22 protein-coding genes and 3 tRNA genes are annotated in these 23,060 nt (G+C 40.1%); 12 read left to right on the top strand and 13 right to left on the bottom strand.

Annotated elements, in window-relative coordinates:
- Window positions 1–19 precede the first annotated feature (19 nt).
- Both IAE19_RS01015 and IAE19_RS01020 read right to left on the bottom strand, forming a co-directional pair.
- Window positions 20–1,216 carry a tyrosine-type recombinase/integrase gene (locus IAE19_RS01015; protein WP_200459086.1) on the bottom strand — a complete coding sequence of 399 codons (1,197 nt, stop codon included), beginning with the start codon at window positions 1,214–1,216 and terminating at the stop codon, window positions 20–22.
- Window positions 1,217–1,399: 183 nt separating this feature from the next.
- Window positions 1,400–1,489, bottom strand: a tRNA-Ser gene (locus IAE19_RS01020).
- A 123-nt stretch (window positions 1,490–1,612) separates the two neighbouring features.
- On the opposite strand from IAE19_RS01020, the gene IAE19_RS01025 reads away from it, so the two are divergent.
- Entirely contained in the window at window positions 1,613–3,493 is a 1,881-nt protein-coding gene (locus IAE19_RS01025) for a potassium transporter Kup (RefSeq protein WP_200459087.1), read from the top strand.
- A 64-nt stretch (window positions 3,494–3,557) separates the two neighbouring features.
- On the opposite strand, the gene IAE19_RS01030 is transcribed toward IAE19_RS01025, so the two are convergent.
- A complete protein-coding gene (locus IAE19_RS01030; RefSeq protein WP_200459088.1) occupies window positions 3,558–3,998 on the bottom strand; it encodes a hypothetical protein in 441 nt (146 codons plus the stop codon).
- 249 nt (window positions 3,999–4,247) lie between these two features.
- On the opposite strand from IAE19_RS01030, the gene IAE19_RS01035 reads away from it, so the two are divergent.
- On the top strand, window positions 4,248–5,330 hold the full coding sequence (locus IAE19_RS01035; RefSeq protein ID WP_227612159.1) for a DNA/RNA non-specific endonuclease: 1,083 nt from the start codon (window positions 4,248–4,250) through the stop codon (window positions 5,328–5,330).
- Window positions 5,331–5,399: 69 nt separating this feature from the next.
- Complete coding sequence (locus IAE19_RS01040) at window positions 5,400–5,642, top strand: hypothetical protein (protein WP_200459089.1); 243 nt, start codon at window positions 5,400–5,402, stop codon at window positions 5,640–5,642.
- Window positions 5,643–5,685: 43 nt separating this feature from the next.
- Here IAE19_RS01040 and aqpZ read toward each other — a convergent pair whose 3' ends face one another.
- Both aqpZ and IAE19_RS01050 read right to left on the bottom strand, forming a co-directional pair.
- Window positions 5,686–6,375: an aquaporin Z gene (gene aqpZ / locus IAE19_RS01045; RefSeq protein ID WP_200459090.1), complete on the bottom strand. Its 690-nt coding sequence runs from the start codon at window positions 6,373–6,375 to the stop codon at window positions 5,686–5,688.
- A gap of 144 nt (window positions 6,376–6,519) precedes the next feature.
- The gene (locus tag IAE19_RS01050) at window positions 6,520–7,521 is read right to left on the bottom strand and encodes an AraC family transcriptional regulator (RefSeq protein ID WP_200459091.1); all 1,002 of its coding nucleotides are present in this window, start codon (window positions 7,519–7,521) and stop codon (window positions 6,520–6,522) included.
- Between the two features lie 104 nt (window positions 7,522–7,625).
- On the opposite strand from IAE19_RS01050, the gene IAE19_RS01055 reads away from it, so the two are divergent.
- Window positions 7,626–8,273, top strand: a complete 648-nt coding sequence (locus tag IAE19_RS01055) for a sterol desaturase family protein (protein WP_200459092.1) — start codon at window positions 7,626–7,628, stop codon at window positions 8,271–8,273.
- Window positions 8,274–8,340: 67 nt separating this feature from the next.
- Here the strand turns inward: IAE19_RS01055 and hisF are convergent, their stop codons facing one another.
- On the bottom strand, window positions 8,341–9,099 hold the full coding sequence (gene hisF / locus IAE19_RS01060; RefSeq protein WP_200459093.1) for an imidazole glycerol phosphate synthase subunit HisF: 759 nt from the start codon (window positions 9,097–9,099) through the stop codon (window positions 8,341–8,343).
- 113 nt (window positions 9,100–9,212) lie between these two features.
- Here hisF and IAE19_RS01065 point away from each other — a divergent pair, with 113 nt between their 5' ends.
- The 4 genes from IAE19_RS01065 to IAE19_RS01080 all read left to right on the top strand — a co-directional run bounded on the left by IAE19_RS01065 (window position 9,213) and on the right by IAE19_RS01080 (window position 15,692).
- Window positions 9,213–10,163, top strand: a complete 951-nt coding sequence (locus IAE19_RS01065) for a homoserine kinase (RefSeq protein WP_200459094.1) — start codon at window positions 9,213–9,215, stop codon at window positions 10,161–10,163.
- Window positions 10,164–10,174: 11 nt separating this feature from the next.
- Window positions 10,175–10,804, top strand: coding sequence for a DUF1294 domain-containing protein (locus IAE19_RS01070; protein WP_200459095.1), 630 nt, complete (start codon window positions 10,175–10,177; stop codon window positions 10,802–10,804).
- Window positions 10,805–10,835: 31 nt separating this feature from the next.
- Complete coding sequence (locus IAE19_RS01075) at window positions 10,836–11,231, top strand: DUF4870 family protein (RefSeq protein WP_200459096.1); 396 nt, start codon at window positions 10,836–10,838, stop codon at window positions 11,229–11,231.
- 471 nt (window positions 11,232–11,702) lie between these two features.
- On the top strand, window positions 11,703–15,692 hold the full coding sequence (locus tag IAE19_RS01080; protein ID WP_200459097.1) for a Pls/PosA family non-ribosomal peptide synthetase: 3,990 nt from the start codon (window positions 11,703–11,705) through the stop codon (window positions 15,690–15,692).
- Between the two features lie 61 nt (window positions 15,693–15,753).
- Here the strand turns inward: IAE19_RS01080 and hisA are convergent, their stop codons facing one another.
- The 4 genes from hisA to hisB all read right to left on the bottom strand — a co-directional run bounded on the left by hisA (window position 15,754) and on the right by hisB (window position 18,500).
- Complete coding sequence (gene hisA / locus IAE19_RS01085) at window positions 15,754–16,485, bottom strand: 1-(5-phosphoribosyl)-5-[(5-phosphoribosylamino)methylideneamino]imidazole-4-carboxamide isomerase (protein WP_200459098.1); 732 nt, start codon at window positions 16,483–16,485, stop codon at window positions 15,754–15,756.
- A gap of 132 nt (window positions 16,486–16,617) precedes the next feature.
- Window positions 16,618–17,133, bottom strand: a complete 516-nt coding sequence (locus IAE19_RS01090; RefSeq protein ID WP_200459099.1) for a DUF805 domain-containing protein — start codon at window positions 17,131–17,133, stop codon at window positions 16,618–16,620.
- A gap of 156 nt (window positions 17,134–17,289) precedes the next feature.
- Window positions 17,290–17,907, bottom strand: coding sequence for an imidazole glycerol phosphate synthase subunit HisH (hisH, locus tag IAE19_RS01095; RefSeq protein ID WP_200459100.1), 618 nt, complete (start codon window positions 17,905–17,907; stop codon window positions 17,290–17,292).
- Window positions 17,907–18,500, bottom strand: coding sequence for an imidazoleglycerol-phosphate dehydratase HisB (gene hisB, locus IAE19_RS01100; RefSeq protein WP_200459101.1), 594 nt, complete (start codon window positions 18,498–18,500; stop codon window positions 17,907–17,909). The genes hisH and hisB overlap by 1 nt, the downstream gene beginning before the upstream one ends.
- Before the next feature lie 100 nt (window positions 18,501–18,600).
- Here hisB and IAE19_RS01105 point away from each other — a divergent pair, with 100 nt between their 5' ends.
- From IAE19_RS01105 to IAE19_RS01120, 4 genes are all read left to right on the top strand, one after another.
- A complete protein-coding gene (locus IAE19_RS01105) occupies window positions 18,601–18,990 on the top strand; it encodes a GNAT family N-acetyltransferase (protein WP_200459102.1) in 390 nt (129 codons plus the stop codon).
- Window positions 18,991–19,090: 100 nt separating this feature from the next.
- A tRNA-Phe gene (locus IAE19_RS01110) sits at window positions 19,091–19,166 on the top strand.
- Window positions 19,167–19,302: 136 nt separating this feature from the next.
- A tRNA-Phe gene (locus IAE19_RS01115) sits at window positions 19,303–19,378 on the top strand.
- A gap of 118 nt (window positions 19,379–19,496) precedes the next feature.
- Window positions 19,497–20,222 (top strand): class I SAM-dependent methyltransferase, encoded by a 726-nt coding sequence (locus tag IAE19_RS01120; protein ID WP_200459103.1) that lies wholly within the window; start codon window positions 19,497–19,499, stop codon window positions 20,220–20,222.
- A 227-nt stretch (window positions 20,223–20,449) separates the two neighbouring features.
- Here IAE19_RS01120 and IAE19_RS01125 read toward each other — a convergent pair whose 3' ends face one another.
- From IAE19_RS01125 to IAE19_RS01135, 3 genes are all read right to left on the bottom strand, one after another.
- On the bottom strand, window positions 20,450–20,878 hold the full coding sequence (locus tag IAE19_RS01125) for a hypothetical protein (protein ID WP_200459104.1): 429 nt from the start codon (window positions 20,876–20,878) through the stop codon (window positions 20,450–20,452).
- A gap of 100 nt (window positions 20,879–20,978) precedes the next feature.
- A complete protein-coding gene (locus IAE19_RS01130; RefSeq protein WP_200459105.1) occupies window positions 20,979–21,398 on the bottom strand; it encodes a GNAT family acetyltransferase in 420 nt (139 codons plus the stop codon).
- A gap of 133 nt (window positions 21,399–21,531) precedes the next feature.
- Window positions 21,532–23,046, bottom strand: a complete 1,515-nt coding sequence (locus IAE19_RS01135; RefSeq protein WP_200459106.1) for an acetyl-CoA hydrolase/transferase family protein — start codon at window positions 23,044–23,046, stop codon at window positions 21,532–21,534.
- Window positions 23,047–23,060 lie beyond the last annotated feature (14 nt).

The following is a 23,060-nucleotide window of genomic DNA, read 5'->3' on the forward strand; positions in this document are numbered from 1 at the left end:
TAAGAGCATGGCTTTCGATCTAAGCTCTTTTATGTTTAGGAAAAGGCACAGTTTTATTACGTAAACTATCAATAAAATCAGACCAGTCCTGCATCATCTTGGTTCGATATTCTAAATGTTGAGCATGGTTGTAAGCCTGCGATACAGCATTACCAACCCTATGAGCTAATTGAATTTCAATTGCATCATGCATGTAGCCCTGTTCATGTAAGGTTGTAGAAGCAAGTCCACGGAAACCATGTCCAGTCATTTTCCCGTTATAGCCCATTGTACGGATTACACACAAAATTGCATTACTACTCATAGGGTTGGCTGTGCTGTGGTTATAAAAAACATACTGTTTTTTGCCTGTGAGTGGTAATAAGCTCTTTAGTAGTTCAATTGCTTGCGTAGATAATGGAACGAGATGAGGCAAAGCCATTTTCATTCTTTCGGCTGGTATACGCCATATCTTGTTGTCAAAATCGATTTCACTCCATTCCATCATTCTGAGTTCAGCAGTCCGTACAAAAGTTAGAGTCATAAACTGAATCGCAGTTTTGATCACAGGATTACCATGATAACGATCCATGCGTTCAAGAAAAGGAGGAAACTCCGAAATATCCAATCTAGCCATATGCTTCACTTTACGAGGTTTTAAGGCTTCGTGAAGGTGAGGTGTTGGATCATTCTCAATCAATCCTTTACGAATCGCAAAACGGAAAATACGTCCAGTTAAAGGGATAGAGCGTTTCGCCATTTCTTGAGCACCACGTGCTTCAATTTTTTTAGCACATGCGAGTACATCTTTCCCCTTGATTTGATCAATGGGCATGTTACCCAATGCAGGGAATATGTCTTTTTCAAAAACAGATAAATCACGTAGATAGGTTGCTTCTTTAATGACGGCTTTACGATCTTCCATCCATTCCATCGCAAGAACTTTAAATAGCTTACTTTCATCAATTTGCTGAAGGCGGTTATTTTTTATGGCATTAGGATCAATATTTTTATAAAGCTGTATACGAGCTTCATCACGGGTACGGCGAGCTTGAGCTAGTGAGGTTTCAGGATAGCTTCCAATGGTTAAAGTACTTTCACGACCGTTGAAGCGATACTTCAATCGCCAGAACCTTCCACCTGAAGGCGTGACCTCAAGGTACAGCCCTTTTTCATCGGCATAACGCTTTTTCTTTTCAAGTGGTTTTATTTTTCTAACGTGAGCATCTGTCAGCATTTTTAGCTATTTCTTTGGAATTTGGGGGACGATTTATAGTATAACCAAATCATCCCCCACTTGTCCCCCATGATGTTTCAGGAGTACAAGGATAGCCAAGGATTAAAAAGAACGTAAAAAAAGGCTTAAACCATTGTGATTTAAGCCTTTTAGGTATGTTTCGGTATTTTTAAAACAGAATCTTGGCGGTGAGAGAGGGATTCGAACCCTCGATACGCGTAAACGTATACACACTTTCCAGGCGTGCTCCTTAAGCCACTCGGACACCTCACCAAGGCGAGCGATAATAGCTAAAAAATGACGTGCTGCCAAGCTTAAAACAATTGATTTGAAGAAAAAAAATTAACTTAATGCTAAGATGGCGCAAAAATACTGTTCAAATATTGAAGATCGAGTATGCAAAGTCCTGCAAAAAAAGCCGCATTACCAGCCATTACGTTGGCTGCGTTAGGGGTCGTGTTTGGTGACATTGGAACCAGTCCGCTCTATGCATTTGCACAAACCTTTACCAGTGCCCATGTAAATATTTCCGAGGCGACAGTATTTGGTATTCTCTCCCTGATTTTCTGGTGTATTACACTTTCTATCAGCTTTAAATATGTCACCATTGTCATGCGGGCAGACAACAATGGTGAAGGTGGCATCATGTCATTACTGGCATTGTTGCTCCGAATAAAAAAGCTTGACCCCAAAAAGAAAATTTATCTGATTGCATTGGGCTTTGTGGGAGCTTCTTTGTTTTTTGGAGACGGGATTATTACTCCCGCTATTTCAGTACTATCGGCTATTGAAGGTTTGAGTATTGCGACTCCAGCTTTTGATAAATGGTTGATGCCGATAGGTTTGGGTATTCTCACAGCACTGTTTGTCGTACAGCGTCATGGTACGGCAACTATGGGTAAATTTTTTGGCCCAGTCACCTTGGTCTGGTTTATTTCTATTGGCTTGCTGGGGCTTTGGAGCATCATTCAAACACCGCATATTTTATTATTTGTAAATCCACTATGGGCAATTGAGTTTGCCATTCATCAACCTTTTATTGCCTTTATTGCAATGGGTTCAGTTGTTTTGACCATGACTGGTGGTGAAGCACTATATGCAGATATGGGGCATTTTGGTCGCCTACCGATCCGGTTGGCGTGGTTTATTATTGTTTGTCCATGTTTATTGCTCAATTATGCGGGTCAAGGAGCATTGTTACTACGTAATCCAGAAGCGGTATCAAATCCATTTTATTTACTGGTACCTGAATGGGCTTTGTATCCAATGATTGGTTTGGCAACAGCTGCCGCCGTGATTGCTTCGCAAGCGGTGATTACAGGTGTATTTTCCATGGTCAATCAGGCGATCCAGCTACGTTATTTACCTCGTTTGAGTGTAATTCATACCTCGGATGTAGAGCAGGGACAAATTTATGTTCCTTTTATTAATTGGGTGCTGTATATCTCGGTTTTTATTCTGATTATTCTGTTTGAAACCAGTAGTAGTTTAGCCAGTGCTTATGGTGTTGCAGTCACCATGACGATGTTATGTGTCACTATTTTAATTTCAGTATTGGCATATGGTGCATGGAAATGGCCTTGGTGGAAAGTGGCGATATTTGCGATTCCATTTCTGGCATTAGATGGAATATTCGTGGCATCGACCTCGCTCAAGATTTTGGCGGGTGGTTGGGTGCCAATCGTGATTGGTATTGTGGTATTTACGATCCTGATGACGTGGAAACGTGGGCGTGAAATTGTCTATAATCGTCTGGAAACTGATGCATTACCAATGAGTCTTTTTATTCAAAGTATTAGTTCAAGTAATGAAACGCATTTTGTACCAGGTGAAGCTATTTTCCTGACCGGTAATCCGAATATCGTTCCACATGCCATGCTACACAATATCAAACATAATAAGGTACTGCATGAGCGCAATGTCATGGTCACGGTCTATACGCAGGATATTCCTTATGTGGCACAGCAGGATCGAATTAAACTCGAAAAATTGAATGATCACTTCTATCGTATTTTTATGTATTACGGTTTTAAGGATCAGCCAAATATTCCGCAAGCTTTGAAACAGGCTTATGATGAATGGGGCTTTGATTTCGACATGATGCAGATTAGCTTCTTTATCTCACGCGATCGCCTCATTCATACAGTAGGCGAAGGAATGTCTCCTTGGCGTGAAAAATTATTTATTTCCATGCAGCGAAATACTAGTCCAGTAAGCGATTTTTATCAGATTCCGCCGAACCGTGTGGTAGAGCTGGGTAGCCAAATTGAAATCTAAAATTTATTAACAACAAATGAGCATTAAAAACCAAGGCTTTGCCTTGGTTTTTTTATCACTCAGATTACTGAGCGTTAGGCTCGGCCATAGGTTGCTCTGGCGCGGCATTCAAATTCTGATCCTGTGCTTCAGTAGGCACAGCTTGCATGGCTGGTGCTTCTGGATGAGCTGATTCAGGCATTGCTTGTGCAGGTGCATTAGGGTCAATAGATGGTGCTGACACAGCCGCTGGCTCAGACATTTCTCCTTGATGTGGAGTCACCGCCTGAATATCTTGGGGGGGTACAGGCTGAGTTTGTACTGGATTAGACTGAGCAGAAATCAGTTGAACCTTACCGCTATTGACCAAATCTTCGAGGGAACCAGGTTGTCCATTTACAGTTGTGGTCACTTTAGCTTTGGATAAGCTTTCTAGAGTTTCGCCTGCTTGAACAGGTTGTTCTGCAAAAGCAGTCATACTCAATGAAGCAGTAATTAAAGCAGCACCAATCAATTGAGAGCGCATAAATAGACTCCTAAATTTAATCATTCTTCGCGTTTATCGTGGAGCTACCTTGGCACAGGAAAGGATAGATTTTCAATGAAAGATACGAAACGTGACGAATCGCGTTGTGAATGATAAAAATAAAACGACAAACTGTTACGCGCATAGTGTATTTTTTAATCAATTTGTGCTGATAGTTTAATCAAATGAAAACCTGTTGAATATACAGCGAAAACTTGAATTGTTAAGCTTTTCACAAGACTTTAATGTATGTGGAAGATTGTGGCACGTAAAAAGACAAGAGCAAATTCAGATTTCTCTTGGATCAAACAGCATATTGGTAAATTCTTCTTGGGCGCAATTGCTGCCAGTAGTTTTGTGATCGCTTTTGGTGAGGGTAAAGTCTCGCAATGGATCAGCCCAATTTCAAGCAATAGCGCGTGTCTCAATCAGTTTTATCGGGATATTCCTCCAATTTTGGCAAAAGACAGCCTACAAAAAAATAGTTATGCATTATGTTTTCATGACTTTAATGTGATGTATTCAGGGGTTTCAAAAACACCACTTTGGGTTTCGGAAAAATTGACACCACAACGCTTAAGTAGCCGCATTAAACGTGAAGATAATTTTCATGAAGAACTGAGGATTCCTGAAATACATCGGGCATTGCTCAGTGATTATCGTGGTTCGGGCTATGACCGAGGGCATATGGCACCCAATGGTGATATGGGAAATAGTATAGCCCAATACGATAGTTTTTCACTGGCTAATATGGTGCCGCAAGCACCTAAAAATAATCAACAAATCTGGCGTGAATTAGAGGAAGCTACCCGGGCACTGGTCACTAAACAGAAACAAGATGTCTATGTGGTAACTGGGCCAGTATTTGAAGGAAAAAAGTTAAAAACCATCGGGCGTGGTGTGATTGTTCCTAGTGCCGTATATAAAGTTATTTATTTACCAAAAACAGGTGCGATAGGGGCATATTATGCACCGAATGATAATTCATTACAGGTTAAAGTAGTCAGCGTTTGTTATCTTGAAGAAAAACTCGGAATGAATCTTTTTCCCCAATTAACGGAAGAACAAAAACGTAATGTCTACCAACTTCCACTTAATGCAACGGCGGTAAAAGCGCAGAAAAAATTGAGTTATTTACACTGGGATGGAGAAAGCCAGTGCGCAGAAGATGTTGAACAACAAACGCTCACCACCGTTCAAAAACAATTTACTCAGCAAAAATCTCAAGCTACACCGATGGAAGCACAAGGGATTGATGATGAGACTAAACAGGCAATTATCAAACAATTAGTGGATGCCTTATTGCATTATTTTTTACAAATTTTGCGATAAATAAACCGTGTTTAAAGGAGAAATTAGGTTAATTTTGAAAGCTAGAAAAAAATAACGAGTGGTGAATATATGTTTAAACCTTTTGAAAATGGAAACGAGTCGTCGAACATTGAAGATTTGACACTGGAAAATCAGGTGGATCGTGTCAGTTTGTATGGCAATTTACAGATTACGAAAGATCAGCATGGTCTGACATTGGCAAAACAATTACAGACATTTTTAAATACAATCGTGACTGAATTGGAAAAACAGCCACTCCCTGATAAAATTCAGATTAAAACTGAAGAAGACATTGATAATCCATTTTTATAAAAAACAGCCTTGAGAAAGGCTGTTTTCTAGCGGTATTTATATCTTAGTCTTTTTCGTTGATCACCACTTTATAAATAATTGCACCCAGAATAGCGCCTATAATAGGTGCAACCCAAAATAACCATAATTGACTTAAAGCGGCTGTTTCAGCAAAAAGGGCAACGCCTGTACTCCGTGCAGGGTTTACAGAAGTATTGGTAACCGGAATACTGATCAAGTGAATGACCGTTAAAGTTAAACCAATGGCGATGGGCGCAAAGCCTGCGGGTGCATTTCGATGAGTTGATAATAAAATAATAATCAGGAAGAAAGCGGTCAGAACCACTTCAATCAAAAACGCAGACCCTAAAGAGAAGTGATTGGGAGATAGTTCCGCATAACCATTGGTGGCGAACCCCCCTGTACCCGTAAAACCTGCCTGACCTTTTACAATCATATAAAGCACAAATGCAGAAGCAGCAGCACCAATGACTTGTGAAATAATATAAGGAATGACCTCCTTGCTATCTAAACGTCCGCCAACCCACATACCTACACTGACAGGTGGATTAAAATGCGCACCAGAGATATGACCAAAGGCATAAGCACCAGTTAATACAGTTAATCCGAAGGCAAATGCGACACCTAGAAAACCAATACCCAGTTCAGGAAATGCAGCTGCTAATACTGCACTGCCACAACCACCAAAAACCAGCCAGAATGTACCTAAGAACTCAGCAAAATATTTATGCATTTTGATTTTCTCTTACTTTTGTTGTTGAACTTATAAATCGCGTGCTGTGATTAATATTTGTGCGATTATTGTCTTATTTTTATCTCTATCTGAGACTTTAAGCAAGAAGATAAAAGCTTTTTTTATTTCATGTCTTATTCTAATTTAATGATGAACGTACTGCTGTCGCCATTGCTGTGGAGTCATCTGGCTCCATTGTTTAAAGGCACGTTGAAATGCACTTTGTTCGGAATAACACAATAATAAAGCGATTTCCTGTAGGCTTAAATGTGGATCTTTCAGATATTCGATCGCCAGCATATAGCGAATTTGCTGAGTTCGTTGCTGAAAGGTCATATTTTGTTGTTGTAAATGGCGCTGTAACTGTCGTACTGATAATCCCAATTGTGCTGCAATCTGCTCAATTTGATATTCATTCTTTTGTAGACCTTTTAAAATCGCTTGCTGTAAACGCTGATCCAGTTGGGTTGTATGTGGCAGCTGTTGTAAAAATGCTTGTGCTTGCTGCATAAGCAACTGTTGTAGGGTGTGATCAGCACGACCAATAACTTTGCTGGCTTCACTCATCGGAATTAAAATTTGTGTTTTTTCCTGCGAAAACTTTACCCGGCAATGGAAATAACGTTCATAGACCTGTACTTCTTTAGGAGGCGGGTTAATAAAATGTACTTCATGTAAATGAATTTGATCTTTACACATAAATTGCTGTAGAAATTGCACCATTAATGCAATCGCAATTTCATCAGTCAATTGAGTGGGGTGCAGTTCAGTTTCTTCCCAGCGAATTGAAAAATAAGACGATAAGAATTCAACTTTTAAAGGACTGCCGTCATAGACCAACCGATGAAAGTCTTGATAACGGTTTAGTGCTTCGCCAAGACTTTCACATGACAGCGCAATATAGGCCAAAATTCCCAAATGCTTGGGTTGTACATATTCAGCAATTTTCAGTCCGAGACCTATGTGCGGTTGGACATGTTCAATTTGTTCAAGTAAATCACGCCAAATGACATAGTCAAAACGTTCCAGATTTTGAACCTCAAGCAAGCTTTGGGGTTCAGGCAATTGTTGCGATTCACAATATAATTTTAATAAATGTCCCAGTCCTCCATAGACTGATCCTGCATAATTTTTGAGTAAAGCCATCCCTGAATGCTCTTTTGTCGTGTTTTGTCAATGAACGATAAAAATCAGTCAATACATAGCATAGAAAAATTCTTATATTCAAGTCAAAAGGGAGGATTTTTAAAATGATAAAAGGTTTTGTGGCTGGTTTGATACTCGCCAACGGCTTTGAATGGGTCGCTCATAAATATATCTTACATGGTGTTCACCGCAAAGGTCATCCACGTTATAGTCCAGTTCCTAAAAGTATGGAGTCGCACTGGGCACATCATCGTGAAGTACGAAAGACGCAATTTCATGATGATTGTTATGTAGAGGGTTTAGAGAGTTGGCGTACTCGCAATGAGCTAATATCCCTTGCTGTTGCTGCAGGTGTGGCGAGTGCGATATTTTATCCTTTTTCAAAAGGTATGGCGCTTGCTGCTGGCTACAGTGCTATCAATTATTTTTATATTCATCGTCGTGCCCATCTTGAACCTGAATGGGCAAAACAACGTATTCCTTGGCATTATGATCATCATATGAATTCAAATCAGGATGCTAACTGGTGTGTTACCAAGCCTTGGTTTGATTATATTTTAGGAACACGTGTGGTTTCATCTGCAGACTTAAAGGAAGCGAATCCTTTGGGTTTACCACTACCAGCAAGTATTTCCAAGAAACTGACAATGGCGATTGAACGTGTATTTCCTGCAAAATGGGTCGAGCATAAACCAAAACTGGAAGATAAACAGACTTTAGAAAAAACTGACACGACAGCCTCAGTGGCTTAAAAAAAGGGCAATTCAGTAAAACTTAATTGCCCTATATCTTATATTATCTAAAGATCTGCGCTATATGTTATAGACGCATTTCTATTCCTTGTTCCGCTAAAAACTCTTTGGCTTCTGGAATGGTATATTGTCCAAAGTGGAAAATACTGGCTGCCAGAACTGCATCTGCACCCCCTTGTAAAATTCCATCTGCCATATGTTGTAAATTTCCAACACCACCAGAAGCAATAGTCGGGATTGAAACTCGATCATTAATCGCACGCATGAGGGCAATGTCATAACCTGCTTTGGTACCATCCGCATCCATGCTGGTCACTAACAATTCTCCAGCGCCATATTCTGCCATTTTTACTGACCATTCAAGAGCATCTATACCCGTAGGTTTACGACCACCATGGGTAAAAATTTCCCATTTGTTTTCGCCAGTTTTTTTAGCATCAATCGCGACTACAATACATTGTGCCCCGAAACGTTGGGAGGCTTCCTGTACAAATTCGGGATTGAACACAGCCGCGGAGTTGATACTGACTTTATCTGCTCCCGCATTTAGCAATGAGCGAATATCTTCAACTTTACGGACACCCCCCCCCACTGTTAATGGCACAAAGACGCTTTCTGCCATTCGTTCCACTGTACGATAAGTCGTGTCGCGTCCATGATGCGTCGCCGTGATATCCAGAAACGTGATTTCATCGGCACCCTGTTCATTATAGCGACGCGCTACTTCGACAGGATCGCCTGCATCACGAATATCTAAAAATTGAACACCTTTGACGACACGGCCATTATCGACATCGAGGCAGGGAATAATACGTTTTGCAAGCATGGTGACATCCAGCGATATTGGTCAAAATCAATAAAGTTCACGAGACATAGCAGAATCTTGGTAAACTGTAGCGCTATTCTATCAAACTTATAATTGTTGCACGCAGGTTTTCTATGTCGGTTTATACGCCGTTGAGTTTAGAGCAAGTTCAAGCATTCGCTTTGCCTTATGGATTAGAGGTGGTGAACTTGATTCCAATTCAGGGAGGAATTGAAAACACCAATTATTTTTTAGTGACGCAGGATCATCAACAATACGTTTTGACGGTGTTTGAAGAACTGGATCAACAAGGGGCAAATGAATTGCCACCTGTATTACAATATCTGGGTCAACAAGGCGTTCCTGTGGCTGTGCCTTTAAGCTATGCGGGTCAATTTATTCACGTCATTGCGGATAAACCTGCTCAAATTGCACCAAAAATTGCAGGAAGGCATCCGATTCCACCGACGCTTAAGCAAATTATCGGAATTGGTAAGGCTCAGGCACAACTACACTTGGCCTTACAGAACTTCCAATTTAAAAGACAAAGCTATAGAAATCACACTTATTGGACAAATGTTGCCGATCAACTCAGATCCCATATGAATCAAGATGATCTGGAACTATTAGATCGTGTATATCAATTATTTAATCAACAGCGTGAAAAACATCCTGATTTGCCACAGGGTTGGATTCATTCTGATTTATTCCGTGACAACACCCTATTTGAAGAAGATGTTTTAGAAGGTATTTTAGATTTTTCTGAAATGAATCAGGATGATTTATTATTTGACGTGGCGATTGCAATAAATGATTTTTGTACCGAACATCCTAGTGCGCAACTTAATTCAGACAAATTAAATGCATTTGTTGAAGGTTATCAAACTGTGCGTCAGTTCACGTCAGATGAACAGTCGTGTTTAGCAGTTTATTTAGCCATGGCAGCCTGTCGATTCTGGTTATTGCGATTGCAGGTCGCAGAGCGTAATGCGCAAGAAGTCCGTCAAGGTGACGATATTTTGCAAAAAAATCCTATAGAAATGCGACGATTATTAGAAAGTCGGTTAGCCCATTTAACAGGTTGAAGGATAGTATCATGCGGGATCAGGGACGGCTGGTGGAATGGTTTGATGAAAAAGGCTACGGCTTTATCCAACCTGATGATGCTGATAAAGATCGGGTCTTTTTACATATCAAGGATTTTGCTCGGCCCGGACCACGTCCAATAGTAGGGTGCGCACTCGAATATTTGATCATTCTGGATGAACGAGGGCGTTATCGTGCCCAACAAGTCACGTATTTAAAAGCCGCGCAAACTCGTAATTTAGCATCAAATAAAAAACGCCCGACACCCGCTACTCATGCAGCTTCGCTTAAACCCATGCAAATCGCGGCGGTGATTTATATTGTAGTTGTGGCTATTTTGAGCGTGATGCATGTGTTACCTGCCTATAGTTTTATTTTTATTGCGCTGATGAATATTCTGAGTTATTGGCTATATGCACAGGATAAAGAGGCTGCCCAACTGGGAAATCGACGGGTGCCTGAACAAACTTTGCATGTGATTTCTTTTTTAGGCGGTTGGCCCGCAGCCTGGTTAGCGCAACAAAAATTGCGACATAAAACACAAAAACAACCATTTAGAAAAATTTATTTTTGTACCATAGTCTTCAATATACTTTTATTACTATGGCTCATTTCTCCTTTGAATGTAGTATTTCATTAGGGGATAAAAGAATAAATTAAAAGGTGCATTAATGAATTATCCTTCAGAACAACTTCAGTCCAGTAAAACCTTAACACTGGTTCTTTATATTTTATATATTGCCGCCATTTTTAGTGCGGGTCTTTTGGCGATCGTGGCGCTTATTATTAATTATGTAAAACGCAGCGATGTTGAAGGCACATGGCTTGCTAGCCACTTTACTTGGCAGATTCGTACATTCTGGTGGTATTTATTCTGGAATATCATTGCTTTTGTGCCATTCTTATTTTTATTTTTCACAGGTGACAATGACAATTTATTTGCGGGTGTAGCATTGTCGGCCAGTACTTTTTGTGTGGTCGTTATTGGCTTAGCATGGATTTGGATCGTTTATCGCGCCATTCGTGGTTTAATTGCTTTAAACGACAATAAAGCCATGTATCAATAATTAATTCAAAAATGTTGTGGTTTATAAAACTACAGTATTCTTTGGCCTGACATCGAAAAGCTAAATGCTTGCCGGTGTCAGGATTCATGATAAATCGTTGTCTTTGAAAAAGTGGTTTAGTTCTCAAAAATATAAATAAAAGGTAAATTTTTAACATTATTTTGTAATGTGCATTCCATAATCTCTCCTATGTTTTTACTAAAATTATAAATAACAATCACTTATGAATTTTTATATATTTTTGCATTTCGAAAAATAAGATGTATTAACTGATTTTTTTAATTATTTATTAAGCCAATCTCCATAGCATTATTTCTAAACGATAAGCCTGAATAAAAAATATGATTTTAGGTAGTTGTTTGAATTTTATGTGTTTTATTTTTTATACATATAAAACAAGAGCTTTATCCTAAATTTTTGCTTAGCAAAAAATCAAGATAAATAATGCGATGGCGAACATCTGGACATCCTATGAATGCAATTATTCATGCTCCCTCTGTGATACGTGGTGATCAACGACCAGAGTTTATCCGAACTGAAGTTCTTTCAGATATTTTAGACCATACAGCTCAGCAATATCCCACACATATTGCTTTGATTGATCAGGGTCGACAGATTACTTATGCCGAATTACAGCAACAAGTCGATCAAATGGCCCAACAACTTATTCAGCGTGGTGTTAAAGCTGGGGATCGTGTGGGTTTGTGGTTGCCACGTGGTGCAGATCTATTGATTGCACAGGCGGGTATCTGTAAAGCAGGAGCAGCTTGGTTGCCCTTTGATATGGATGTTCCTGTTGATCGTATTCAAGTCTGTCTGGATGATGCTCAAGCAGTAGGGATTGTTACAAGTCATGATTGGGCAACTTCTCTTCAGCACTTGGCTCAAGCCATCTGGACTGATGTAGAACTTAATCAGCCGACCCATCAACCATTTATCCAACAACGCGCTGCACAAAATGACGCGGCCTATATTATCTATACATCGGGTTCAACAGGAAAACCTAAAGGGATTGTCATTGAACAGCGCAATATCTGTCATTTTCTGCGTTCAGAAAATTCAGTACTCGGAGTGTGTCACGAAGATAAAGTCTATCAGGGCTTTTCTGTAGCGTTTGATATGTCCTTTGAAGAAATCTGGATTTCTTACTTAGTCGGAGCCACTATCTGGATTGCACCCAAAGATTTAGTGACTGACCCAGAACGTCTATGTAAAACCTTACAACAGGAAAATATTAGCATTCTACATGCGGTTCCCACATTATTGGCTTTGTTTCCAGAAGATGTTCCTAATTTAAGAATTATTAATCTGGGCGGTGAAATGTGTCCAGAAGCATTGGTAGCGCGTTGGGATTTGCCTCATCATCAGATTTTTAATACCTATGGCCCCACTGAAACCACAGTTACTTCGAGTTTGGCACGTGTTTACGCCGATGAGCCTGTGACTATAGGAGTTCCTTTACCAAACTACGGCATGTTGGTACTAAATGATCAGTTTGAACTCTTACCTCAGGGTGAGGTAGGGGAGCTTTGCGTTTTTGGTCCCAGTGTGGGACGTGAATATTTGGGACGTCCAGAGTTAACTGCTGAAAAATTTATTGATAACAAGTGGGCCAATAATGACCATGAATTAAAATTATATCGGACAGGAGATTTGGCACGTTTGGATGAAAATGGTCAAATTCAGTGTCTGGGACGGGCAGATGATCAAATTAAAATTCGAGGTTTTCGTGTTGAACTAGGTGAGATTGAAGCCGCACTGTGTGATCTAAATGGCATTGGGACAGCCGCTGTAGTCTTGCGTCGTGATGATGAAATGGATCAGTTGGTAGCTTTTATTGTGTTGGATCAAGATGCCAAAGACCAGATTCAGGTCAAGGATATTCGTGCCTATCTAAAATCAAGATTACCTGCTTACATGGTTCCAAATCGCTTTGAAATTGTAGAGCAAGTTCCACGTTTGTTGTCTGGAAAGATTGACCGAAATGCATTGCGTAAGATTGAACTAACCACTTCAATTGAAAAGGAGGTTTCAGACGAACCTCAAAATGATGCAGAGCGAATCTTATTTGGTGTTTTACAAAAATTATTTCCCAATCAGGCGATTCGTCTGAGTGCAGATTTCTTTGATGATCTGGGAGGACATTCACTTTTAGCGGCAGTATTGACATCCGAGCTACGTGAATATCCTGAATATGCACAAATTACTATTCAGAACATCTACCAAAATCGTAAAGTTGGTGCAATTAGCCAATTTATGCTGGCACAGACTAAGCAGCAGAAAATGCGTGAAGTAAGCCATTATGAAGTGAATACGCTCAATCGTATTTTATGTGGTTTGGCACAATTAGTTGTGATTCCTGTGTTGATTGCGTTGACCATGCTGCAATGGCTTGCACCATTTTTTAGCTATCATTATTTTACAGGTAGCCCAAGTGACAATATCGCAAATGCTATTGTGATTTCATTGGGTGTATATGTGGTGAGCATTTTTGCGAGTTTTGCGATTTCAATTCTAGGGAATCGTTTATTATTGAGCGGCATTCAAGCAGGCCAATATCCGCTCTGGAGCAGAACTTATTTTCGCTGGTGGCTGGCAGATCGTTTGACCAGTATCGCACCCGTTTACTTACTGGCTGGCTCAAGTCTGAATCGACTATATCTACGCGCACTCGGAGCAAAAATTGGTAAAGAGGTCCATGTGGGTTCGGTCTTTGTACGCATGCCTGCTTTATTGTATATCGATGATGGCGTTAGTGTTGGTTCGCATGTCAATCTAGAAAATGCCAAAGTAGAGCGAGGGCATCTTGTTTTAGGTCGCATTCATTTAAAACAGGAAAGCTATGTGGGCTCATACAGTGTGTTAGAAGAAAATACCTGTCTGGAAGAATATGCCCATTTAAAAGCACTTTCTGCATTGGCAAATGGGCAGACGATTCCTGCCCGGGAAATTTGGGATGGTGCACCTGCGAAATATCATAGTCATGTGGATATTGAACAATTACTGCCACGTGAAAATGTGAGTCGTGTCCGTCGAATTCTGGAACCATTTTATTATGGCTTTAGTGGGCTGATTATTGCCTGCTTGTTTTTTATTCCTATTTTTCCAAGCTTTATTTTAGTGGATTGGTTTGATGTTAAATACTTCAGTCAATGGGAAAGCCTTAATATTGCGACCACAGCGATGCATTATTTTTTACTGGCAATTCCAGCTAGTGCCTTAATGATTATTGCCACTGCCTTGTTTGCAGCACTTGTTCGTAAAATGCTACTGCCTAGTTTAAAAGCAGGAACCTATTCACTGCATAGCATGACTTATTATCGTAAATGGTTTGCCACGCAAATTTTGGAAACCAGTCTGCAAACGCTACACGGTCTTTTTGCAACTGTATATGCACCTGCTTGGTTTCGATTATTGGGAGCCAAAGTCGGCAAAGACAGCGAAATTTCCACTGCAACAGGTGTAGTGCCTGAGTTATTAACTCTAGGCGATGAAAGCTTTATCGCTGATGCGGTGATGCTGGGTGATGAGGAAATTACTCGTGGCTGGATGATTTTACAGCCTACAACAGTCGGTCGTCGTAGTTTTGTCGGGAACAGTGCTTACATTGCAGATGGAACTGATTTGCCAGATGGCGTATTAATTGGGGTTCAGTCTAAAATCCCTGAGAATGATCAACTACATAGCGGTGAAACATGGTTTGGTTCTCCTGCATTACGCTTACCAGCACGTGAAACGGTAACAGATTTTCCAGAACATTTGACTTTTAGACCGAGTATTGCACGACGTATGATGCGCGGATTAATTGAAGGTTTACGCATCGTGCTCCCTTCTGCTTTTGCGATAGGGGTCGGGTATATGATTGTTTTATCAGTGATTGATATCGTAGTCGCTAAAGGCTGGTTCTATGGTTTATTAACATTGACTTTATCAGGTATTCTCTACGGTATTGCCAGTTTTTTATTAATCGTCATATTGAAATGGATGTTTATTGGCCGTTATAAAACCCGCTCAGCACCTATGTGGACGATGTTTGTCTGGCTAAGTGAAGGTATTACCAGCTTATATGAATCAATTGCCATTCAAAACTGTCTTAACTATGTGCGGGGGACACCATTTTTACCACTGCTATTACGCTTACTGGGTGTCAAAGTAGGTAAGAACGTTTATTTAGATACGGCAGATATTACCGAGTTTGATTGTGTGACAATAGGAGACTATAGCGAGCTGAATAGTTTTAGTGGTCCACAAACGCATTTATTTGAAGACCGTATCATGAAAATTGGTGAAGTTAAAATTGGCAGTCATGTCACGATACATTGTCGTAGTATCGTGCTTTATAATGCTGAAGTGGCCGATCAAACTTTGCTTGGTCCCTTAACATTAGTCATGAAAGGTGAAAAAATTCCATCAAAATCTGCGTGGATTGGTTCACCAGCACAACCGTGGCTGAGCAGTTAAATCTGAGCTGAAGACCATAAAAAATGGGCGAATTTATCGCCCATTTTTGTATATAGTTTTTTTATAGGGATTGTTCATCCAGTAAAAGCTGTGCTTCTCGCAAACTTAAACTACCTTCATAAATAGCACGACCTGTGATAGCCCCCAAAATACCAGGTTGGCCTTTGAGTAAACGTACATCTTCAAGATTAGTTACACCACCAGAAGCGATGACAGGCACACCTGAATATTGAGCTAAATTCACAGTTTGCTCAACATTCACCCCTTGCATCATCCCATCCCGCGCAATATCGGTATAAATAATACTGGAGACGCCAGCATCCGCAAAACGTTTCGCTAAATCGGTTGCCTTCACATCTGTTATGTTTGCCCAGCCATCTGTAGCGACCATACCATCTTTGGCATCGATACCCACGATGATGTGGCCAGCAAATTGTTTACACGCTTGTTCTACAAACTCAGGTTCTTTTACTGCTTTGGTGCCAATAATGACAAAAGACACGCCTGCATTCAGATAATGTTCAATGGTTTCAAGAGAACGGATTCCACCGCCAATCTGAATTGGGAGTTCAGGTTGTGCCTTGGCAATTGCCTCGACCACCGGTTTATGAATCGGAGTACCCGCGAAAGCACCATTTAGATCAACCAAATGTAAACGGCGCGCGCCTTCATTTACCCAATGTTGTGCAGTTGCTACAGGATCATCTGAAAAAACCGTATCATCTTCCATACGGCCTTGTTTTAAACGGACACACTTACCATCTTTCAGGTCAATTGCAGGGATGATCAGCATGCTTTCGCTCCTTGCTTCATCTGGGAATTAAAAAATTGCCTCATCTTAGCAAACTCTATCTCAATTGCTAAGTCAGCAGTGTGAAGATTTCGTTTAATTCCAGCTGATTTTGTGGCGTTTAAAATCCCGTAATTACTGTAAATAATCCTGATAGGTAGGAATCATGACGGCAATCAGAATCCCAATGATGATGCTCACAGGGATTAGTGCAATATAAATCCATCCAAAAACACGTTCCCAAGTGCAGGTATAGCGTGCGGGACCGAAGTCATTTAGTCGTTCATTTCCTTTGGCACTGAGTAAATAGACAATAAAAAATAAGTTCAGTGGTGGCACGATATAGAACAGAGAAAGCCAGCCACTTTGATTACGATCATGTAAACGCCGAATCATAAAAATAAAATTAAAGTAAAGAAAGCCAGCATAAAGGCTGCCAATAACAAAAAAGATGAAAAGTGAAAACTGGAGAGAAAGCGCGATTTCGCGCTGACTCATTTGATGAATGCCAAAGCCAATCGCGATGCAAGCCACTATAAAAAATATACTGCTAATCAAAGTCCATGCAGCATAAGACAATCGGCCAAAACGGCCCTGAGCACTAAGTGGAGAATCATTGGCAAGCTGAGTCCCCTGAACCGAAGAACGCATTGTGATTTCCCTAAAATAATCTTTTATTTTAATCAAACAAATATTGAGACTAAGTATAAAGTATAAAAGAGAAATATAAAGTAAATAATAGTATTCACATTTTTTGTGATCAATTTGGAAGATCAAGCCAATCTGTTGACTTGATCCATATTCAAATTAAATATCCCATTCCACAAAATTCTTCAGCAGTTGTAAACCTGCTGTATGACTCTTTTCAGGGTGAAATTGCGTGGCAAACAGATTGTCCTGATGAATTGCGGTACAAAAAGGCAGTCCATAATCACAAGTTGCTGCAATCAGGCTAGCTTGCTGCGGTTCAACATAATAACTATGAACAAAATAAAAACGTGCATCCTGTTCAATATTATTCCACATTGGATGGGATGGATCGGCCTGATGCACCTGATTCCAGCCCATATGTGGTACTTTCAAACCTTCGATGTCAGGAAAATGCTTAACCTGACCCGCAAAAATACCGAGCGCATCTGTACCATCATTTTCTTCAGAATGCTGCATTAATGCTTGCATACCCACACAAATAGCCAATACAGGTTTGTTAAATACTGCCTGCTTCACGACCTCATCTATTCCTGCTTCATGCATGCCGTGCATACAATCGCGCATGGCACCCACACCTGGAAAAACGATTTTATCTGCTTTGGCAATCAGTTTTGGATCATTGGTGACATCTACAGTCGCACCGACATGCTCCAATGCTTTGGCTGCTGAGTGTAGATTTCCCATGCCATAATCAAGTAAAGCAACGCGAGTCATTACAAACTACCTTTGGTTGAAGCAATGGTTCCTGCGGCCCGAGGATCAACTTCGCAAGCCATGCGTAATGCGCGGGCAAAAGCTTTAAACACACTTTCAATCTGATGGTGACTGTTTTTACCTTTGAGATTCTCAATATGTAAGGTCATGAGGGCATGATTGACGAAGCCTTGAAAAAACTCTGAAAATAAATCGACGTCAAAAGTCCCAATACGTGCGCGAGTGAATGGAATATCCATAAACAATCCTGGACGACCTGATAAATCTACCACTACACGAGAGAGCGCTTCATCTAAAGGAGCATAAAAATGTCCATAACGACGTAGACCCTTTTTATCGCCCAAAGCCTGTGCAAAAGCTTGTCCCAGCGTAATACCACAATCTTCTACAGTATGGTGATCATCGATTTCCAAATCACCATCACAGTGAATATCAATATCAAATAAACCATGGCGCTTGATTTGATCAATCATATGGTCTAAAAATGGAACTCCAGTGTTCAGTGTACCTTGACCAGAACCATCGAGATTCAAACGAACTCGAATTTTGGTCTCATTGGTATTTCTTACCACTTCACTGATACGCTCTGTCATGGACACGTTCCTCAAAAAACGTTAAAAATGATGAATATAAAGGTCAATTTGCTGTGACAAAAAAGTGACAGCCTTATCGCTTGCTCAGGAGGGTTAACCCATGCCTATAACCGTACATGCTTATACTTCACTCGAAAACGAAGAAATGCGCAGCCAGCTTGAGCGACTGTATGACACAAGTCCTGAATTTGGCGATGGGCAAGATGCGGTTGAGCAGCTAGAACAAAATCTGGCGCAGTATACCACGGTCTATACAGCTGAATTTAACACCAAGATTATAGGTGCAATCTGGTGTACAGGACAAGGTGAAAGCAAGATTCTCGAGTATATTGTTGTACATCCTGCCAATCGGGGGCGAGGAGTAGCTGAACGTCTGGTCAGTGAAGCTTGCCGTCTGGAAGAGGAAAAAGGTGTTAAATACTTTGAACCAGGGTGTGGTGCGATTCATCGTTGTCTGGCACATATTGGTAAATTATCCGTTCAAGGATAAATTTTCCTTTAAATGCCGCTGTAAATTTAGACGTTCAGCTAAAAAAGGTCTCAGTGTCGCTTGACTGAGACCTTTGAACATTGTTTAATACGCCCACATCGGCGCGATAGCTCAGTCGGTAGAGCAACGGATTGAAAATCCGTGTGTCGGCAGTTCGATCCTGCCTCACGCCACCATATTCAAAAACCGTATTTGTGTTTTCAATCCCTGATCCCATCAGGGATTTTTTTTGAGCAAAAAAAAGACATTCGATGAAAAAGATGCTGATTTTGATTGACTAATTGACGTAGATACGGCTTAATACACGCCATCGGCGCGATAGCTCAGTCGGTAGAGCAACGGATTGAAAATCCGTGTGTCGGCAGTTCGATCCTGCCTCACGCCACCATATTCAAAAAGCCCTAAACAAAGTTTAGGGCTTTTTTTATTGTCCAACAATTTAAACCCTGTTGTTAAGTTTTTATCATATAGTCAAAGACAAGGACGTTACATTAAGGAACTGAGTAATGAAGGATTTATTCTCAGCACAAAGCCAGCTTTATCAACAAGCTAGACCATCTTATCCACAGGCGGTGATTCAGGAATTACTTAAGCATGTGCCTTCGCAAGAATTTGCTTGGGATTGCGGCGCAGGATCTGGTCAGTTAACCCAGCTTTTAGCGCCGTATTTTGACCAGATTGTGGCAACTGATCTGAGTGCTAATCAATTACAGCATGCGCCGTATTTTGAGAATGTGAGTTATCAGGTGCAGGCTGCCGAAAAAAGTGATTTTCCAGCACAGTGCTTTGATTTGATAGCAGTCGCACAGGCTATTCACTGGTTTGAGTTCGATGCCTTTTATACACAAGTCAAACGAACTTTAAAACCTGATGGTTTATTTGCTGTATTAGGGTATGGTTTGATTCAAGTCGATCATGCAGAATTAAATGAAGCTATTCAGTATTTATATCGGGTAATCCTCAAGGATTATTGGGATGTGGAACGTCATTATATTGATGAACGTTATCAAACTATTCCTTTTCCATTTAAAGAAATAGCTATGCCTGATTTTAAAATTGAATTGAAATGGACGTTTCAGCAGTTAATAGATTATTTAAATACATGGTCTGCGGTGAAACACTATCTAAATAAAAACCAGCAAAACCCATTGCAGCTAATTTTGGAATCAAAACAGCTTGAGCCACAAATTAATGTCAGTTTTCCTATTCTTTTACGGGTAGGGAGGCTATAATTCAAGAAAATATTTTAGTTTTAGATTTAAAAAATGTTGTTTAAATCTGATATTTATAGTTTTAAACTCGTGAATTGGGTATGTTTTTTATAAGATTTGACTATTAAAATTAATAAAATTTTAGATTTAAGTTAAAAAAAGCCAAGAACCGAAAAATAGAGGAACTTGGCCAGAGTCAAACGATTATAATTATTCAAATTAATGATGAGACACAGAGTGAAATGTCATTATAGTTTGCACTTTTTACTTTTTTGGTAAGTCTCAATATTTTCAATATTTGTTTGAGCTTTATTTTTAAGAGCTTGCTGAAGTTTCAGGTTATTTTCATCTGAAGTGTCTTCTGAACCTACCAGATTATTGGCCATCTCTTTAGCTTTGGCTGCATTTTCAGATTTTCCACCAAATGCACTTAAGGCACCACTTGCTACACCTGCCCATTTACTGATGGTTTTATTGGGGGTCTCAGTTTGGATGTTGGTTAGATTCTTTTCAGCGTTTATAAGTTCACGTTTTGCGTTGGTTTTTTCGACACTCAAATCGGTACAGCTTAGAGCTTTGAGTTCTGAAGTTGTAAATGTTTTAGTATTTACTTCGGCTTGCACAATATTTGATGCAGCTAGAGATAACATTGCGCAGCATAAAAGTTTAATTTTCATATCCAATTATCCCCTGATAATAAATAGTTCAGGTTTAATTTTAATCAGATAATTGTTTTAATAATTGTCATCTTATCTGTATTTAATTGGCATTTAAAACTCAATCCTGAATTAAGCGTTTCCCCAAACAAATGACATCTTCTTCTTCATAATCCAGCTCTGCATAGAAGCTTTGAATATCAAGATTATCCTGTCGTACCAAAAGTTGTAATTTAGGACAGCCTCGCGCAATCAAGCGTTTTTCAAGCTGTTGAACCAAGGCTGTAGCAATACCTAAACGTTGATGTTGGGGATGCACGGCAAGATAGTTCATCCAGCCACGATGTCCATCATAACCGCCCATTAATACGGCAATTAATTGTTCATCCTTAATGGCTACTAGAAACAGATCATCTTGTTGAACAAGTTTACGGAAAATATCGATTTCTGGATTGTTCCATGGGCGAGTTAGCCCACACATTTCCCAAAGATTAATGACGTCATCAAGATCGGACTGGATAAATTGGCGAATCATAAACATGGAATTTTCTACTTGTTATTGTGTTGCTTTAAGATAATCGAAAACAATCCATTTGATAAGTCGCTAAAGAATATCTACAAAAAAAAGCACCCAAGGGCAGTAGGGTGCTTTTTAAACTGACTAAAACTGAAGATTAAGCAGACTTTGCCTGAGCTTCTGCAACTAGCATATGACCAGTTTCTTCAAAGTTACTATGCCATGACAACGCTTCACGTAGAATATGCGGAGTATGACCACCTTTGGCGCATGAGCGATCGAAGTAATCGTTTAAAGCCCCTTGGTAAAGTGGATGTACACAATTATCAATGATGGCACGAGCGCGTTCACGCGGTGCTAATCCACGTAAATCAGCAAGACCTTGTTCAGTCACTAGAATGTCAACATCGTGTTCGCTATGATCAACGTGAGAAACCATTGGTACGATTGAAGAAATATCCCCACCTTTAGCAATGGATTTGGTTACAAAAATTGCAAGATGAGCATTACGGGCAAAGTCGCCTGAACCCCCAATACCATTCATCATTTTTGTACCACAAACGTGTGTTGAGTTCACGTTGCCGTAGATGTCAAACTCAAGCGCAGTGTTAATTCCAATAATACCTAAACGGCGTACTAATTCTGGATGATTTGAAATCTCCTGAGGACGTAACACCAATTTATCTTTATAAGCTTCGATATTGCCAAAGACTTTTTCACCACATTTAGCTGAAAGAGTAATCGAGCTACCAGATGCAAATTTCATTTTGCCAGCATCAATGAGTTCAAAGGTACAGTCTTGTAATACTTCTGAATACATGACCAAATCTTCGAAATTAGAATCTTTTAGACCCGTAAGTACGGCATTGGCAATCGAACCAATACCTGCTTGTAATGGGCCAAGATTTTTCGGTAAACGACCTTCCGCGACTTCTTTTTCAAAGAAAGCAATTAGATGGTTAGCAATGCCTTGAGTTTCATCATCTGGTAAGGTCACAGTTGATGGTGAATCGGAGGTATCATTGAATACGATACCTACGATTTTCGCTGGATCAATTTGAATGGCAGTTGTACCAATGCGTTCATCAACCTTGGTTAATGGAATAGGCTGACGGGTAGGACGATAGGTTGGAATATAAATATCGTGCAAACCTTCAAAAGCTTCGCTTAAAGAGGTATTGATTTCTACAATTACTTTTTCTGCAAAAATCGCAAAACTCGCAGAGTTACCTACAGAAGTCGTTGGAATAATGCCACCATCTTCAGTAATCGCAATCGCTTCGATCACCGCTACATCAGGACGTTTTAATTGTAAGTTACGCATTTGTTCAACAGTTTCAGACAAATGCTGATCGATAAACATGACTTCGCCATTGTTGATTGCGCGACGTAAAGTATTATCGACTTGGAAAGGCAAACGACGAGCTAAAACACCCGCTTCGGTCAATTGTTTGTCTAGATCGTTTCCTAAACTTGCCCCAGTGATGAGGGTGATTTTTAAAGGATTAACTTTTGCATGTTCCACTAGAGCTTGTGGAACAGCTTTAGCTTCACCTGCACGAGTAAAACCACTCATACCGACTGTCATGCCGTCTTGGATAAATTCAGCTGCCTGAGCGGCACTGATCACTTTGTCATGGAGGGAGGCTAATCGAATACGATCTAAAGACATGGCTTACTCTCAAT

Source organism: Acinetobacter sp. S40 (assembly GCF_016624705.1).
Taxonomy (GTDB): domain Bacteria; phylum Pseudomonadota; class Gammaproteobacteria; order Pseudomonadales; family Moraxellaceae; genus Acinetobacter.